At 62.1% G+C, this 16,150-nt stretch carries 16 protein-coding genes, 1 tRNA gene and 1 pseudogene; 7 read left to right on the top strand and 11 right to left on the bottom strand.

Annotation, left to right across the window (positions count from 1 at the left end; genetic code table 11):
- From EOA60_RS02080 to EOA60_RS02070, 3 genes and pseudogenes are all read right to left on the bottom strand, one after another.
- Positions 1–273 (bottom strand): annotated as a pseudogene (locus tag EOA60_RS02080) (methylenetetrahydrofolate reductase); the annotation flags it as partial.
- Positions 274–289: 16 nt separating this feature from the next.
- On the bottom strand, positions 290–1,138 hold the full coding sequence (gene purU / locus EOA60_RS02075; protein WP_095823779.1) for a formyltetrahydrofolate deformylase: 849 nt from the start codon (positions 1,136–1,138) through the stop codon (positions 290–292).
- A 156-nt stretch (positions 1,139–1,294) separates the two neighbouring features.
- Complete coding sequence (locus EOA60_RS02070) at positions 1,295–2,674, bottom strand: aminomethyltransferase family protein (protein WP_127335050.1); 1,380 nt, start codon at positions 2,672–2,674, stop codon at positions 1,295–1,297.
- 107 nt (positions 2,675–2,781) lie between these two features.
- Here EOA60_RS02070 and EOA60_RS02065 point away from each other — a divergent pair, with 107 nt between their 5' ends.
- Positions 2,782–3,681, top strand: a complete 900-nt coding sequence (locus tag EOA60_RS02065) for a LysR family transcriptional regulator (protein ID WP_095823777.1) — start codon at positions 2,782–2,784, stop codon at positions 3,679–3,681.
- A gap of 54 nt (positions 3,682–3,735) precedes the next feature.
- Here EOA60_RS02065 and EOA60_RS02060 read toward each other — a convergent pair whose 3' ends face one another.
- Positions 3,736–4,101, bottom strand: coding sequence for a cupin domain-containing protein (locus EOA60_RS02060; RefSeq protein WP_245502511.1), 366 nt, complete (start codon positions 4,099–4,101; stop codon positions 3,736–3,738).
- Between the two features lie 202 nt (positions 4,102–4,303).
- Positions 4,304–4,657, bottom strand: a complete 354-nt coding sequence (locus EOA60_RS02055) for a DoxX family membrane protein (protein ID WP_127335049.1) — start codon at positions 4,655–4,657, stop codon at positions 4,304–4,306.
- Between the two features lie 237 nt (positions 4,658–4,894).
- Between EOA60_RS02055 and EOA60_RS02050 the strand changes: the two genes are divergently transcribed.
- Genes EOA60_RS02050 through EOA60_RS02040 form a run of 3 tightly spaced genes read left to right on the top strand, consistent with a single transcriptional unit; the run spans position 4,895 to position 7,741 of the window.
- Complete coding sequence (locus EOA60_RS02050; RefSeq protein WP_164748218.1) at positions 4,895–5,992, top strand: alcohol dehydrogenase catalytic domain-containing protein; 1,098 nt, start codon at positions 4,895–4,897, stop codon at positions 5,990–5,992.
- Between the two features lie 19 nt (positions 5,993–6,011).
- Positions 6,012–7,034 carry an amidohydrolase family protein gene (locus tag EOA60_RS02045; protein ID WP_067327893.1) on the top strand — a complete coding sequence of 341 codons (1,023 nt, stop codon included), beginning with the start codon at positions 6,012–6,014 and terminating at the stop codon, positions 7,032–7,034.
- Positions 7,035–7,069: 35 nt separating this feature from the next.
- On the top strand, positions 7,070–7,741 hold the full coding sequence (locus EOA60_RS02040) for a 4-carboxy-4-hydroxy-2-oxoadipate aldolase/oxaloacetate decarboxylase (protein ID WP_095800267.1): 672 nt from the start codon (positions 7,070–7,072) through the stop codon (positions 7,739–7,741).
- 61 nt (positions 7,742–7,802) lie between these two features.
- Here EOA60_RS02040 and EOA60_RS02035 read toward each other — a convergent pair whose 3' ends face one another.
- The 5 genes from EOA60_RS02035 to EOA60_RS02020 all read right to left on the bottom strand — a co-directional run bounded on the left by EOA60_RS02035 (position 7,803) and on the right by EOA60_RS02020 (position 10,466).
- Positions 7,803–8,438, bottom strand: a complete 636-nt coding sequence (locus EOA60_RS02035; protein WP_066997878.1) for a TetR/AcrR family transcriptional regulator — start codon at positions 8,436–8,438, stop codon at positions 7,803–7,805.
- A gap of 131 nt (positions 8,439–8,569) precedes the next feature.
- Entirely contained in the window at positions 8,570–9,313 is a 744-nt protein-coding gene (locus EOA60_RS02030) for an ABC transporter substrate-binding protein (RefSeq protein WP_348632700.1), read from the bottom strand.
- A gap of 12 nt (positions 9,314–9,325) precedes the next feature.
- Complete coding sequence (locus tag EOA60_RS39810) at positions 9,326–9,517, bottom strand: hypothetical protein (RefSeq protein ID WP_348632699.1); 192 nt, start codon at positions 9,515–9,517, stop codon at positions 9,326–9,328.
- Positions 9,518–9,875: 358 nt separating this feature from the next.
- A tRNA-Gln gene (locus EOA60_RS02025) sits at positions 9,876–9,950 on the bottom strand.
- 171 nt (positions 9,951–10,121) lie between these two features.
- Entirely contained in the window at positions 10,122–10,466 is a 345-nt protein-coding gene (locus EOA60_RS02020; RefSeq protein WP_066997872.1) for a VOC family protein, read from the bottom strand.
- Positions 10,467–10,684: 218 nt separating this feature from the next.
- Between EOA60_RS02020 and ppdK the strand changes: the two genes are divergently transcribed.
- From ppdK to EOA60_RS02005, 3 genes are all read left to right on the top strand, one after another.
- Positions 10,685–13,369, top strand: coding sequence for a pyruvate, phosphate dikinase (gene ppdK, locus EOA60_RS02015; protein WP_067327900.1), 2,685 nt, complete (start codon positions 10,685–10,687; stop codon positions 13,367–13,369).
- Between the two features lie 163 nt (positions 13,370–13,532).
- Positions 13,533–14,594 carry a glycosyltransferase family 9 protein gene (locus EOA60_RS02010; protein WP_245502510.1) on the top strand — a complete coding sequence of 354 codons (1,062 nt, stop codon included), beginning with the start codon at positions 13,533–13,535 and terminating at the stop codon, positions 14,592–14,594.
- 152 nt (positions 14,595–14,746) lie between these two features.
- Complete coding sequence (locus EOA60_RS02005; protein WP_179293608.1) at positions 14,747–15,493, top strand: polysaccharide deacetylase family protein; 747 nt, start codon at positions 14,747–14,749, stop codon at positions 15,491–15,493.
- 77 nt (positions 15,494–15,570) lie between these two features.
- Here the strand turns inward: EOA60_RS02005 and EOA60_RS02000 are convergent, their stop codons facing one another.
- Positions 15,571–15,960 (bottom strand): DUF427 domain-containing protein, encoded by a 390-nt coding sequence (locus EOA60_RS02000; protein ID WP_095823771.1) that lies wholly within the window; start codon positions 15,958–15,960, stop codon positions 15,571–15,573.
- Positions 15,961–16,150 lie beyond the last annotated feature (190 nt).

Raw genomic sequence — 16,150 nt, 5'->3', positions numbered from 1 at the left:
CGCTTCCTCAGCCAAAGCCTTCACCCGCGTTTCCAGCGCTTGGCGCGTGGTCAGTCGGCGAGCGGCCATATGGGGAACCGCGGTGTAGCCAAGGTCCGCGCCGCGACGCGCTGCCTTGACCAGAGTCGGCGTGTCCGCCAGGCCGATATCGGTGATGTAGACCCGGACCCCCGACGGGAAAAGGCCCGGCAGGTCAGGGGAGTCGATCACCTGGCTTGGCGCCATCTCGATCGAGGCGTCGATAGAGGATGGGCGGATAGCAGCTTTTTCCATGCGCGTGGCTCCGTTGTTAGGCGAAGACGACGGTCTTGCGTCCATTGAGCAAGACCCGATCCTGAAGGTGGAAGGCGACCGCGCGGGCCAGCACGCGGCGTTCGATGTCCCGACCCTTGCGAACGAGGTCCTCGGGCGTGTCGGCATGGGTCACATGTTCGACGTCCTGGGCGATGATCGGACCCTCGTCCAAGTCTTCGGTGACGTAGTGCGCCGTTGCTCCGATCATCTTCACGCCGCGCTCATGCGCCTGGTGATAGGGCTTGGCGCCCTTGAACCCCGGCAGGAAAGAATGGTGGATGTTGATGCAGCGGCCGGAGAGATAGGCTGAGAAGTCGTCGGATAGGATCTGCATATAGCGGGCCAGCACGATAAGCTCGGCGCCGCTATCTTCTATCACGCGCTTGATCTTCGCCTCCTGGGCGGCCTTGGTCTCATGGCTGATCGGGAAGTGGTGGAAGGGAATGGCGTCGTCGGAGGCGAGGTTGAGACCTTCTCGCGGATGGTTGGAGACGATGGCGACAACCTGCATGGGCAACTCGCCCAGTCGTTGGCGGTAAAGCAGGTCTACCAGGCAGTGGTCGAATTTCGAGACAAGCAGCAGAATCTTGCGGGGCAGGTTCTGGGGCCGCAATGTCCATTGCAGGCCGAAGCGGTTGACCTCCTCGGAAAAACGCCCGGCGAGATCATCGAGGGGCGAAGGCAAATCGAACGCTACCCTCATGAAGAACCGATCCGTCTCGGAGTCGTCGAATTGCTGGGCCGCGGTGATGTTGGCGCCATGTGCTGCCAAACGGCTCGCCACGCCGGCGACGATGCCCGGCCGGTTCTTGCATTGGAGCGTAAGCAGATAGGACTTTTCCATACCCGGTCTCCGGGTTGACGGCCGAGCTGAAGGGCAAGGCGGTTTCTCGCGTCGCAAGGCGACACCGGCAGGAGGTCCCGCCAGTCTGTTGTCGTCGGGTGCGGTTGCCGTGAGGGGAGGGCGGCCGTGATGCCGCCCTCGGTTCAGGCGTGCGGCTTAGGCGTTCTTGCGATAGCTGGTGCGTGCGTGCGCGTCGATCGGCGCCGGGTGGACGGTGGCGCGGATCTTGAACTGCACGTGGTCTTCAACCTGCACCTTGGAGGATGGCTTGGGCTCACCCCAGACCACCACCAGTTCGGTGCCAGGCTCTGCCACTGCCGCATCCACGACCGCGATCGACATCATCGAACGGTAGTTGGCCGAGTATCCGGTATGAAGCGAACGCCCGGCCAAGCTTCCGTTTGGCGCCTCGACCCGGTCGTAGTGATAGGTCGCGTAGTGGGCGATCGGAAGGTTGATGAACTTCGCTCCGACACCTGGCTGGTACATCGAGGCCCACGCCTTGGCGACGTCGTCGCCGTTCCACTGCAGCGTCACCTTGCGGTTGGCCGTGGTCTGGCCGTCGGCGACCTGGGCCTCGAGGGCCTTGCGGCCGATGAAGTCGTGGTCGAATTTGACGATCTTTCCGTAGCTCACGTCGTAGGGCGAGAAGTAATATTCCTCGATGTTTTCGGAAAAGAAGCTTCCGCCTAGAGACACATTGGCATCGATCTCGTCCGCGCCAAGCCACTTGCGGAAGCCCGCCGTGCTCTTGCCCGAGTACAACGCCGGCAACGGGCGCGGAAGCCATCCGGACTCGAGCGAGTTGGTCAGGTAAGCCCGGCCGCCGACCTGAATCATGTTGTGCTTTTTGCCCGCCTCGAGCAGAGCGGCCCGAACGACCTCATGATCGGCCCAGGGCCCGACGAACTCGAAGCCTGGTTCGCCCGCCATGCCGTGGCGAAGCGCGCGGACCATCTTGCCGGCGATCGTGAAGCGGGTGCCGTGGAAGAACTTCACATCCGGCGGCTCGCCGCCGATGAGTTCCCGGATCACGTTGAACGCGCCAGGTCCCTGGATCTCGTAGCGGTAGCACAGCGGATTTCCCTTGCGGGCATAGGACGGATTGTCCCGCACGAGCTCGACGTCGTAACCGCCGGTCTCGGCATGATACTGAAGCCAGTTGATCGTCGGCGGAATGCCCACCGCCTGGAATTCGTCTTCCTCATAGCGGAACAGGATGTTGTCGCCGATGAGCTGGCCCTCGTCGTTGACCGCTACATACTGCTTCGCGGCGTTGACGGGAAAGTATTCAACGCTGTTGATCGCCGTGTCGCGGATGAGCTTCAGCGCATCCTTGCCGCGGATGTTCAGGTCGGCGAGATGGTGCGACTGGTCATAGAGCACGGCGTTGCTGCGCCAAGCGAGCTGTTCGTCGCGCCAGTTGGTGAATTCCGGCGTCACCGGCGTGCTGACGATCGGCGGGCTCTGCGATTCCCAGAGCATGGTTTGGGCGCTTCCAGCGTCAGCGATCTTCTGTTCGAGATTAGCAGCCATTTTCAATCCTCCTGTGCAGCTCCTTTCCGGCTAAGCCCTTGCAGGACATCTAACAACCCAATAGGTTCGATACAGGTGATCGAAATTTTGCATAGAGAGTAGGCGCCATGCTGTCGGAGGAACTTGCCCAGATCGACCTGAGTGCTTTGCAGGCATTGGTCATGGTCAACGACTGCCGGTCCTTTTCAGAGGCGTCGGAGCGCCTCGGCGTCAACCAGTCGACGATCAGCTATTCGATCAAGCGGCTTCGAAAGGCCTTCAACGACCCGATGTTCGTTCGGCAGGGCAACTCGATCCTGTCGACCGACAAATGCCGTCAACTCGCCCAGGAAGCGCGCGATGTCCTCGAGCGCATGCAGGCGTTGTCCTCTCTTCAAGGTTTTGATCCCGCTACGTCCACGGGCAGCGTGACGATCTCCTGTAACCATCACGAGCGTATGTTCCTGATGCCGGCCTTCGTGCGCCAGGTCCAGCAGCAGGCGCCCCAGATCGCGGTCAACATTTTTGAATCCGCCGTGCACGGCAAGCAGCAGCTCAAGGAAAACATTTGCGATATCGTGCTCGGCCCGGTGGCGATTTTCGGCGATATCTACTACCGGCGTAAACTCTTCACCGACCGCTACGCTTGCATCATGGATTCCAGCCATCCGCTTGCGGCCGGCGAACTGACGATGGATCGCTACCGGCAGACGCGGCATATCGCCGTGACCCACAATGGCCAGTGGGAGGCGTTGTACTTCGCGGCGCTTCGGGCAATCGACGTCAGGATTACGCCGAGCGTGATCGTGCCGAGCCACGACAATCTTGAAGCATTGATCCGGGGCACGGAGCTGGTCGCGACCATTCCCTATCGCCTGGCCCGCCGGCTTTCGGACAAGTTGACGTTAAAACCTTTCCCTCTCGAGGTGCTGATCCAGATCGACATGTATTGGACCGAGCGTTCTCACTATTCGGGCCTGCATGCGTGGACGCGCCAGATCCTCGCCGACGTGGCGGCAACGATCTGAGCGGTCCGAAGCCCAGCCGAGGCTGGTGTGGTCTCTGGGATGGTAACCGCCGCGTCAGACAGTGGCGCCGAGCATGATCACGGAGATCGTCGCCGGCTGGTCGCCTGGATTGCGCCATGCGTGACGAGTGCCCTGCTGGACTACGGTGTCGCCGGCATTTAGCTCGACAGTCCTGCCGTCATCGAGTTCCAGGATCAGTCTGCCCTTGACCACCGTCACGTAGTCGACGGTCGGGGTCTGGTGCATGCCAGGGCTGTCCGGCTCCATCCGCTCGGCAATGCCAGGTGATGCCTCGATGAGTTCGGGACCGGCCATCGCGGGGTTCCATTCCGATGACATGTAGACGCTGTCCGGAGGGAAAGTAATGATCCAGAACGATGATCCGCCTGCCGGCATGACCATGGTGCCGGTTGTCTCCATGGGGTCCTTGTTGTCGATGCTCCCCAGCTCTGGCGCCCCCTCGATTTTCCACTGGGGCGACGATACGAAACCTGGCGTGTGGCGCAGGACCATTTCCCCAGGGGAGGGGCCGTCACTGACGACCACTGACTTACCGGCGTTGTCCCTGCCAGTGACGACGCGCCGAACCTGCATATCAAACCTCCCAGGTAGATGTTCAAAGTCACAGTGCCGAGATGAGGCAAGCGAGCGCCCAAAAAAGCGGGAATTCCGGTCCCATCTGCTGCCAGCGCCATTTGGCGCCGTTGATCTTCACCACTGCGTAGGCTGCTCCGAGCAGCACGACGATCGCGCAACCGGTTGCTGCTTTCGAATAGACGTTGAAAATCATGCCGAGCGCGGCAAGCACCTCGAGGACGATTGTCAGGGCAAGGAATGCCTTGCCAGGCTTCAGACCGGCCTTCTCAAATGTAACCGGCGCCTTATCGAAGTTCCTGACCTTCCCGATCAGATGCGGCAGGAACCAGACTCCACATAGGATCCTCAGGCAGTCCTGAGGCTGCAACTCGAACGGCATTGTACGTCTCCTCCCCAGCAGCGTGACGGCTGCAGTCGTTGTGAGCGGGCCCGGTTTTGGCCGCCAGCCACCCTGCGAAATCGAGCGTAGGCCCGAGGGCAGCAGCGATGGTTGGTACCGGCACCGCAAAATCGGGTCTTGCGTCTCCCAATCCAGATACTGTACGGTATCCACAGTCCAATCGGAATGTCAACTCGATCCGGTTGGCGGTATTTGAGGAGGAACATCGTGACAGTGATGATGCGCGCCGCGCGGCTGCATGCGGTAAACGAACCAATGCGGATCGAGGAGATCGCCAAGCCTCGAGCGTGCGGAACAGATGTCGTGGTCGAGGTCAAAGCCTGCGGTATGGTCCCGAACCTCGCCAACGTGCTGAACAACTGGGAGAACTGGTATCCTCACCAGCCGCTGCCTCCCAAGCCGGCGACGTTTGGCCTTGACCCCGCCGGCATCGTGCACGAAGTGGGCGAGCAGGTCGTTGCCTTGAAGCCCGGAGACCGTGTCTACGTCAATCCGTTGCGTTCGTGCGGTGCCTGCCACGCCTGCGCCAGCGGCAACCAGATGAAGTGCGACTACTTCACCTTCGCCGGATATTTCGGGTTCAATCGCAACAGCCTGGAAATCTACAAGCGCTATCCCGGCGGCGGCTTCGCTCAATTCATACGCGCGCCCCAGAGCGCCATCGTCAAGATACCCGACAATATGACGTTTCCGCAGGCCGCCCGCATGGGCTATCTCGGCACGTCCTATTCGGCGCTCAAGAAGCTGGGCAACCTTGCGGGCAAGTCGCTGATCATCAACGGCGCGACCGGGACGCTGGGTGTCGGCGCCACCATGTTCGCGCTCGCCATGGGGATTTCCACCATCTATGCGGTCGCGCGCGGAAAGCCATTGCTGGAAAAGCTGAAGCGCCTCGCGCCGAACCGGATCGAGATTTTTTCCAGCCTGGACGGCAAGGTCGCGGACTGGGTGCGCTCCAAGCACCACTCTGGCGCGGATCTCATGCTCGACAGCCTTGGCGCGGTGGCCGACGTCAACGCCATGAGGGACGCGATGATGGGCGTCAAACGCGGCGGCACCATCGTCAACATCGGCGGTACGGGCGCCGACATGCTGTTCAACACCAAATGGTGGATGGACAATTCGATGGTGCTCACCGGTTCGGCCTGGCTCAGCACCGCGGAGGGCATCGAGATAGCGGAGCTGGTCCGGTCTGGCGCGGTCGACCTGTCCGTGCTGGAAGCCCGCACCTATCCGCTGGACCAGATCAATGAGGCGATCAACGGCGTAGCCTCGGGCGACGGTGGCTTCACCAACTATGTGCTGGAGCCCTGAGCTGCGGTTGGAGAATGCCATGATAATCGACTGCCACGGTCACTACACCACCGAGCCCCCGGCGCATCATGCCTATCGCAAGGCCCAGGTGGCGTTTGCCGAGGGCCAGCGCGACGCAGGTCCGGTCTATCCCGCCATAAGCGACGAGACGCTTCGCGCGACCGTCGAAGAAAACCAGCTTCGTCTTCAGCAGGAGCGCGGCTCGGACGTGACAATTTTGTCGCCCCGGGCCTCGGGCATGGGTCATCATGTCGGCAGCGCTGCGCTGAATGCCGAATGGTCCCGTGTCTCCAATGATCTCATTGCGCGCATCGTGGACCTGTTCCCGCTGAACTTTGCCGGTGTCTGCCAGTTGCCGCAGTCGATGAGCGGTGACCTCGCTCCTGTGCTGGCTGAACTCGAGCGCTGTGTGGACGAGCTCGGCTTCGTCGGCTGCAATCTCAACCCCGATCCGTCCGGCGGCTTCTGGTCCGCGCCGCCAATCTATGACCGCTACTGGTATCCGCTCTTCGAGAGGATGGTCGAGCTCCAGGTGCCGGCCATGATCCATGTCTCGGGCGCGTGCTCGGACTGCCTGCACACCACCGGTGCGCACTACATCAATGCCGACACCACGGTGTTCATGCAGCTGATCCAGGGCGACCTGTTTCGCGCTTTCCCAGACCTCAAGCTAATCATTCCCCACGGCGGCGGCGCGGTTCCCTATCACTGGGGCCGCTATCGCGGGCTGGCAATCATGATGGAAAAGCCGGATCTCGCCACGCACCTGATGCGCAACGTCTATTTCGACACCTGCGTCTACCATCAGGCGGGGATCGACACGCTGTTTCGCGTGATCGGTCCGGACCACATCCTCTTCGGCTCGGAACTGCTGGGCGCGGTCAAGGCGGTTGACCCGCTGACCGGCTTCAACTTCGACGACACGCGCCGTTACATCGATGCTTTGGGCCTCGACGAAGCCGACCGCGCGGCGGTGTTCGAGGGCAATGCGCGCAAAGTCTACCCGCGGCTGGACGAGAGGCTCAAGCGACAGGGTCGCTAGCGAGGTCCGGCCGGCACGAATCTCTGGAGATATCAATGGCAAAAGTCGTGACAAACACCGAACGTACGCCGATCGAAGTGTGCGACGCACTGGGCGCGCTGGGGGTGGCAACCGTTCACGAGGCCCAGGGACGCAAGGGGCTGCTGGCCTCGCGGCTGCGTCCCATCTATGACGGCGCCAGGATCGGCGGCAATGCGCTTACCTGCGAGGTGGCGCCGGGCGACAACTGGACCATTCATGTTGCATTGGAGCAGGCGCGGCCGGGCGATGTGCTCGTCGTGACTCCGATCTCTCCATGCGAAGACGGATTTTTCGGCGACCTTCTGGCTGAATCGGCGATGGCGCTCGGCATCCGAGGCCTCGTGATCGATGCCGGCGTGCGCGATGTGGCTGCTTTGCGAGCGATGAAGTTCCCGGTCTGGTCGAAGGCGATCTTCGCTCAGGGAACGGTAAAGGAGACGCCGTGCGATTGCCAGGTTCCGATCATCTGCGCCGGTGCCCGCATCTGCCCTGGCGACGTGATCGTCGCCGATGATGATGGCGTCTGCGTGGTGCCCCGTGCCAATGCCGAGTTGGTTGCGAGAACGGCACGAGAGCGGGAGGCGGCCGAGGAAGACAAACGTCGCCTCTACGCTGCAGGCAAGCTCAGCCTAGACGTCAACTCAATGCGCGAACGGCTGCGCTTGAAGGGACTTCTCTACGAATAGGCACCCGACGTCCACGAAGGAGAATCGGTCGGCCTTCCAACGTGGCGTGGCATAGTTCGCGTCAGGACGCTGCAGTCCGCTTGCGCACGGCCTTTCCGTTCTTATGCCTAAAAAGATGAGCCTCGTGCATCGACGTCAGCGCGACCCGCACCATTTCGCCGGGCGCCCTGTCGTCCATAAAACTCGACATGCCGCCATAGACGAGTTCGAGGACGATACCGCCGACATAGAGTGGCCGGGGTTCCGCATCCCCATACGGAAACAGCTTCTCCGACAACAGCCTGCCCAGCCCTTCCCACTGGTCCCTGAACAGGCGCAGGTGCCGATCCTCCAGCGTGTTGTCGCGGCGCGCGATGCGCAGCAGGTCGATGGCCAGCGTTCCCCAGCGCTTGTCCTTGGCGCGTTGGTTGGCCCATTCGCAAATGGATTCGATGACATCCTTCGGCTCGTCAACGCTGCGAAGCCTTTCGGTCAGTTCGACCACATCTCCGCCGGCGTTGCGCTCCAGCAGTTGCAGGAAGATGTCTTCCTTGTTCGTGAAATTGGAGTAGAAGGCCCCCTTCGAGAAGCCGGCCTCCTCTGCGATCCGCTCGATCGATGCGCCGGAATAGCCGTCTCGGGCCACCATCTCGCTGGCCGAAGCCAAAAGCTTTTCGCGCGTCAAGGCTTGGCTTTGTTCACGGGTCAGTCGCGCCATCTTTGATCATCCAATGAACGTATCGGGATACCCAGCGTATCTGAGCAAGCAACTTAGGGTCGTCGACCTCCAAGGGCAAGCGAAGGTGAGGGGTCAGTTGCGGGATTGCTTTGGTGCACGGCAGGATGGGTTCAGCCGACAGTGGTGCACGCGGCGTCCAGGTAAGAAGCATCGAAGGCGTGCAGCGCTTGGCTCCGAAGGGCCTCATCGAGCAAATGCGCGCGGATCATCAGGTCGATCGTCGTGCGCAACGCGTTTGCCGGCACGGCCAGCTTGTCCGGCCACATGCCCATGTCACGCATGTATCCTAGAGCACGATTGGCCAGGGTGGAGCTTTCCGGCGTGGTGATGCGTTGGAAGATCGGCAATGTTACGTCCTGCCGCGCCGGTTCATTGGTGATCGCATGGGCCTTAATCAGGGCGTTGATGAAGCGTATGACCACATCTCGATTGGCTTGCAGCCACGATGATCGGCCGATGACCGCGGTGAAGAGGATCTCGGGTATGAACTCATTGACCTCGCCGATCAGCTTGTAGCCTTGGTCCTCGGCCAGGAAGTTCCACGGCGCGGGCTGGGGAGCACAGTCGACTTGCCCGGCCTGCAGCGCCTCCCACCGTTTGGTATGAATACCCGCAAGCACGAATTCGTAGTCGGCGGGGTAGTGCAGTCCTTGGGAAGCCAGCACAATCTGCGTGTAAATCGCAGTACCCTCGGTGAGCGAGGACGTGCCGATCCTCTTTCCTCGAAGGTCCGCCAGGGTGGCGATTTCTGGCCGCGCCACGAGAGACATCGGCAGCCGCACTGCATTGGCCGCAACAATGCGCAGTTCTCCACCGTTCACGAAGTCCGCGACTGCTCCTTCTGGCGGCGTAATCGCAAGGTCGGCCTAACCCTCAAGGACAGCTCCCGTTGCCTTGTCGACGCTGCCGAAGCGCTTGTATTCGATGGCAATGCCGTGCTTGCCGAATAATCCCAACTCGTCTGCAAGGAAGACCGGAAGCCAATTGAATCCCTGCGCTCCGCCCGCGAGGCGAAGCTGGGCAGGCGTGGAAGGATCAGCTGTCGTGTTTTCGGCCATTGGCTCCTCCCGCCGGTATTCAGCACTGGGCGTCTAAATACTATAGGTATTGGAATTCTAAGCGGTATGTCAATCGGCCGCGCTTTTTCCTCGCAGCCCGGCTGACTGAGCTACCGTGAACAATGGTCCGCGTGCTCTCGATCGCGAAAAGCGGCCAACAGGGGCTACGGCCCTTGGCACCATACTGCACATGCTATCGTGAATTCGAAGCGGTCCTAAACGGCGCCGCTTCTCTTAAGTCCAGTTCCGGACGCCAGATTCTTGCTGCCGGTCCACGCAATCCAAGGCCCTAGCCGAGTGCCCTAGACGAAGACCTGATCGATTTAGCTAAATCATTGAATAAAAGATAAAAAATGGTTGGCTGGGGCGCCAGGATTCGAACCTGGGAATGTCGGTACCAAAAACCGATGCCTTACCACTTGGCGACGCCCCAGCAGCCGGGCGGTGCCCGCTGCGCGCGGCCTTATAGGACGAGCCGGTCGAAAGCTCAATGCTTGGACCGCTGACATCCAAAGTAATCTTGCCGCATGTCTGCGCCGGCGGATTGCCGCCGCGTTCGGGCGTAATCTGGAAGGGAGATCGATCCGGCGACCGGAATTGCCGGCTATTCGCCCCACACGGCCAACTCGTTGCCGGCCGGGTCGGTGAAGTGGAACCGCCTGCCGCCTGGGAAGGAAAAGATCGGCTTGATGATGCTGCCTCCGGCATTCTCAACGGCCTCCAGCGTCTCCTCCAGGTTTTCGGAATAGAGCACGGGCAGCGGTCTGGCGGGCGCTTCGCCCGCATCGGCCTGGAAGCCGCCGTCGAGCCCCTCGGCAAAAGCGGAGTAAGTTGGCCCGTAATCGGTGAAAGACCAGGAAAACGCCGCGCTGTAGAAGGATTTGACGCTGTCCAGCGTGCCGCCGGTGGCCGGAAGTTCCAGATAGTCGAGTTTTCCCTCGAGTTTCATCGCGCTACTCCACTTTGTTCTTGTTGTGTTCTATCTCGCGCAACTCACACCGGCAAGTCTTTTTGACGCAGCTTTTGCTTAATCGATTGTAGTCGCGGCGCTTGCTTTGCCGGCGCTTGCCTTTCGCAATGCAGCATCTTATCGCTCGGATCGGAAGGGCGGGGACCGGGGCCTTGGCCCGGGTGTTGTCTATCTTCCAAGGGACCTGGAGGGCATTCATGACCAAGTGGGTTTACACCTTCGGCGACGGTGCCGCTGAAGGCCGAGCCGGTGATCGCAACCTGCTCGGCGGCAAGGGCGCCAACCTTGCCGAGATGTGCAGCCTCGGCCTGCCGGTGCCGCCGGGCTTCACCATCACCACTGAAGTCTGCAATGCCTATTACGCCAACGGCCGCACCTATCCGACATCGCTTGAAGCGGATGTCCTTGCGGCGCTCGACCATATCGGCAGGCTCACCGGCCGCAATTTCGGCGATCCGTCGAAGCTGCTTCTGGTCTCGGTGCGCTCCGGCGCCCGCGCTTCGATGCCAGGCATGATGGATACCGTGCTCAATCTCGGCCTCAACGACGAGACGGTCGAGGCGCTTGCCGCCGATTCCGGCGATGCCCGCTTTGCCTATGACAGTTACCGCCGCTTCATCCAGATGTATTCCGACGTCGTCATGGGCCTCGATCACGAGGTTTTCGAGGAAATTCTCGAGGACCAGAAGGCGAGCCTCGGCCATGAGCTCGACACCGAGCTGACGGCCATCGAATGGCAGGGTGTGATCGCGCTCTACAAGGCCAAGGTCGAGGAGGAGCTCGGCAAGCCGTTCCCGCAGGACCCGCGCGAGCAGCTCTGGGGCGCCATCGGCGCCGTGTTTTCGAGCTGGATGAACAACCGCGCCATCACCTACCGTCGCCTGCACGACATCCCGGAAAGCTGGGGCACGGCGGTCAACGTCCAGGCCATGGTGTTCGGCAATATGGGCGACACCTCCGCCACCGGCGTTGCCTTCACCCGCAATCCCTCGACCGGCGAAAAGCAGCTCTATGGCGAATTCCTGGTCAATGCGCAGGGCGAGGACGTGGTGGCCGGCATCCGCACGCCGCAGAACATAACCGAGGCCGCGCGCATCGCTGCGGGCTCTGACAAGCCCTCGCTGCAGAAACTGATGCCGGAAGCTTTCCAGTCCTTCGTCGATATTTCCGACCGGCTGGAGAAGCATTACCGCGACATGCAGGACCTCGAATTCACCATCGAGCGCGGCAAATTGTGGATGCTGCAGACCCGCTCCGGCAAGCGTACCGCCAAGGCGGCGCTCAGGATTGCCGTCGAGATGGCGAAAGACGGGCTGATCACGAAAGAGGAGGCGGTTGCCCGCATCGATCCGGCCTCGCTCGACCAGCTCCTGCATCCGACCATCGATCCCAAGGCGGCGCGCGACGTCATCGGCGTCGGCCTGCCGGCCTCGCCGGGCGCGGCCACCGGCGAGATCGTCTTCTCCTCCGGTGAGGCCGAGGATGCCAAGGCGCAAGGCCGCAAGGTCATTCTCGTGCGCGTCGAGACCAGCCCGGAGGACATCCACGGCATGCATGCCGCCGAAGGCATCCTCACCACGCGCGGCGGCATGACCAGTCATGCCGCCGTGGTGGCGCGCGGCATGGGCAAGCCCTGCGTCTCGGGCGCCGGCTCGCTGCGAGTCGACTACAAGGCCGGCACGCTGATCTCGATGGGCCAGACCTTCCGCAAGGGTGACATCATCACCATCGACGGCGGCAACGGCCAGGTGCTGAAGGGCGCCGTCGCCATGCTGCAGCCGGAGCTGTCCGGTGACTTCGCCGCCATCATGGAATGGGCCGATGCCGCGCGCCGCATGAAGGTGCGCACCAATGCCGAGACGCCGCTCGACGCGCGCATGGCGCGCTCCTTCGGCGCCGAAGGCATTGGCCTTTGCCGCACCGAGCACATGTTCTTCGAAGGTGACCGCATTATCGCCATGCGCGAGACGATCCTGGCCGACACCGAGAAGGACAGGCGCTCGGCGCTCGACAAGCTTCTGCCGATGCAGCGTTCGGATTTCCTCGAGCTGTTCGAGATCATGGCGGGCTTGCCGGTGACGATCCGCCTGCTGGACCCGCCGTTGCACGAATTCCTGCCCAAGACCGACGCCGAGCTCGCCGAGGTCGCGACCGCCATGAATGTGCCGGCGGACAAGCTCAGGCAGCGTACCGAGGCGCTGCATGAGTTCAATCCGATGCTCGGGCATCGCGGCTGCCGTCTGGCGGTCTCCTATCCCGAGATCGCCGAGATGCAGGCACGCGCCATTTTCGAGGCGGCGGTTCAGGCCGGCCACAAGGCCGGCGCGCTGGTGGTGCCCGAAATCATGGTGCCGCTGGTCGGCCTCGTGAAGGAGCTGCAATACGTCAAGGCGCGCATCGATGCCGTCGCGCAAAGCGTCATGCAGGAGACCGGCACCAAGATCGACTATCTTACCGGCACCATGATCGAGCTGCCGCGCGCAGCCATCCGCGCCCATGTCATTGCCGAAGCGGCCGAGTTCTTCTCCTTCGGCACCAACGATCTGACCCAGACGACTTTCGGCATCTCGCGCGACGATGCGGCCTCCTTCCTTGAAACCTACCGGCAGAAAGGTATCATCGAACAGGATCCGTTCGTTTCGCTGGACATCGACGGTGTCGGCGAACTGGTGCGGATTGCGGCGGAAAAGGGCAAGGGAACACGACCCGACATCAAGCTCGGCATTTGCGGCGAGCATGGCGGCGACCCGGCCTCGATCCGCTTCTGCGAAGAGGTCGGCCTCGACTATGTGTCATGCTCGCCTTACCGTGTACCGATTGCCCGGCTGGCTGCGGCCCAGGCGGCCGTGGAGGCCGCGAAGGGAAGAGCCAAGCGCGCCTGAACGGCGCGCTCCATCTTACGATTTCGTATGGAAACTCACGCGAACGTGCGCGCGCTGGTTCTCAATCTCGACATCGTTCCTGGGCAGTTTCTGGTTCCGAATTACTCGGGGCGTGAAACAGATGTTGCAGATTTCCCCCACCTCTTTCCGATCGATCCTGATCATGCAGACCAAGTTCATAGGCGACATCGTGCTTGCCTCTGCCTTGGCGAAGAACCTTCAGCTCGAATATCCAGGTGTGAAGGTCGTGTTCCTGTGCGATGCCAGGTTTGCTGGATTTCTAACAGCGCATGGCATCGCAGCGGAGGTCGTTTCGTTCAGCCGTGCCGGCATGCGCGGCACGCCGCTCCAGCGCGGGCGCGAGCTTGTCCGGGTTGTGCGAACTTTGCGGCGGCACCGCTACGACATGGTCATCGACATCACCGATTCCAAGACTTCGCGGCTGGTGTCCGGATTGGTCCGTGCCCCGATTCGTGTCGGCCACTATCCGACGGAGCGACCTCTGCGCTGGCTTGAGCGCCAGCCTGCCAATGTCAGGATGAAGCCGTACGGATTCGGCGAAAAACATTATCTCTTCCGCTATTTGTCGCCGCTCGAGGTGCTCGGCGTCGACCTGCGCGTCAGGGCACCGGCTATCCGTCCGCTGCCCTTCGAAACGACGCAAGCGCTCGCCTTGCTGAGCAAGCATCATTTGCGGCCAAATGCCTTCGTGGCGGTGCATGCGGGGGCGAGCTTCATCGGGCGTCGCTGGCAGCCGGAGCGCTTTGCGGCCGCGATCGAACGGATATCGTCCGAAACTGGCCTGGACGCTGTGCTGATCGGCGGCCCTGATGAGCACGAGGCGGCGGACAAGATCGTGGCGGCAGCGAAAACGCCGGTCGTCAATCTGGTCGGCACGCTCTCGCTCGAAACGTTGCTGGCGCTGCTCAAGGAGGCCAGGTTATTCCTCGGCAATGAGAGTGGCCCGATGCATATGGCGGCCGCAGCCGGCACTCCGGTCGTTGGTCTGTTCGGCCGGACCAATCCGGTTCGATGGGGCCCGGTCGGGGTCCCCAGCATCTCGTTGCGCCCCTCCATGCCCTGCGATTGCGTCGGCGGCGACCTGTGCCGTCGGACCGATTCGAGCAAGGCATGCTGTGTCTGGCGCCTTGAAGTGGATTCCGTGGTCGAGGCGGTGCGCGAACTTTTGGCGCGTACCGACGTGGCGCTTGAGCAGGCGGTCTAGCTCAAGTCTGCTAAAGGCGTGTTGAGCTTTTACAGCTACTCTCCATGCAAATTGTCGCGCGGTGGCTTTTCGGATGCGAACCGTTCCGATTTTCGCCTAGATGCGCGTCTTGTTGACGACATCTTGCGGTTGAGCGGCTTGACGGGCCGGGCATGGGAATGACGGGTTTGCTTCAAAAATCTCTTTGCGCGATCGCGCTATCGCTTGTCGTGCTCTCGGCTGGCAATGCCGGGACGCTGGTCGAACCGACGTTGCATCTGACGCCGCAAGGCGGCGGTGGCCGTGTCGCGCTCACGCTGGACGCCTGCGGCGGGAAGACCGATACGCGCATTCTTTCGGCCCTGGTAGAAAACAAAGTTCCCGCGACTATCTTCGTCACCGGCATCTGGCTGAAGCGCAACGCCGCCGCTGTCGGGATCATGCGCGCGCATCCTGATCTGTTCGAACTGGAAAACCACGGTGGCCGCCACATCCCGGCGGTCGACACGCCCCGCAAGATCTACGGCATCAGCAGTGCCGGCAGTCCTGATGCCGTTCAGGCCGAGGTCGAGTCGGGTGCCGCGGCGCTTGCGAGCGCCGGCGGCCCGCCGCCGAAATGGTTTCGCGGCGCCACCGCCGAATACAGCCCGTCGGCGATCGCCATGATCCGCAAGCTGGGCTTCAAGGTCGCGGGCTTTTCCGTCAATGGCGACGGCGGCTCACTGCTCGGCGCCAAGGAAACCGCCCGGCGCATCGCCGCTGCCAAGGATGGCGACGTCATCATCGCTCACATCAACCAACCGACCCATGCCGCGGGCGAGGGTGTCGTCCAGGGCCTGCTCGCCCTGAAGCAGAAGGGCCTGACCTTCGTTCGGCTGGACGACGCCGACGACGTCGGCAACGACGGCACCACGGATTGATCCGTGGCGGAGGTTGATGACGACGGCTGGGAGGCTCAGCGACCTCGGAGATCCGCGATGCTTTCCGCCGCAGTCTATCACTCCGGCTTAGTCTCGACCGTCACCTTGCCCGTATAGAACGCGCCGTGATCGCGGATCTCGACCACTTCGTCGAAAGGCTGCTCATAGGCCCACATCGCGTCCCTGCCGCTGTCGCCGGCCGGCAGCACGCTCCAATAGCTCGCGTTGCCCTTGTAGGGACAATGCGTCGAATGCTCGGTCCTGGCGAGCTTGCTGAGATCGATATCGTCGAACGGGATGTAAAAAACCGCTGGGTAGGGCGGTTCCGACAAGAGCCTGGCCCGGGTTGACCTGGCGATGACGACGTCGCCGGCGCTGACCGTGACGGCGCCGCGATAAGGCTCGATCGTTATCACCTTGTCGGGATTGCGCTGAAAGCCGGGGGCGGGGTTGGCACGCTTGTCCAAGACGGGTCTCATCGGCAGTTTGAGGAAGGTGCGCGGCGGTTTTTCCGTTCGGAACCGCTCTCGTCCGTCAAAGGTGGATCGGCCCGACGCCTCGCGCAAGGCGGCGCGATGACGCGTCGCGTGCAGCGAAATAATGTTCTAACCGCCGACAGTCAGGCGGCGGCCTTGAATGCGTCCATGAGGCCGGCAT

The sequence above is a fragment of the Mesorhizobium sp. M1A.F.Ca.IN.020.06.1.1 genome (assembly GCF_004023265.1).
Classification (GTDB): domain Bacteria; phylum Pseudomonadota; class Alphaproteobacteria; order Rhizobiales; family Rhizobiaceae; genus Mesorhizobium.
The sequence above is the reverse complement of the archived record's forward strand: the minus strand, read 5'-3'. Positions and strand labels throughout refer to the sequence as shown.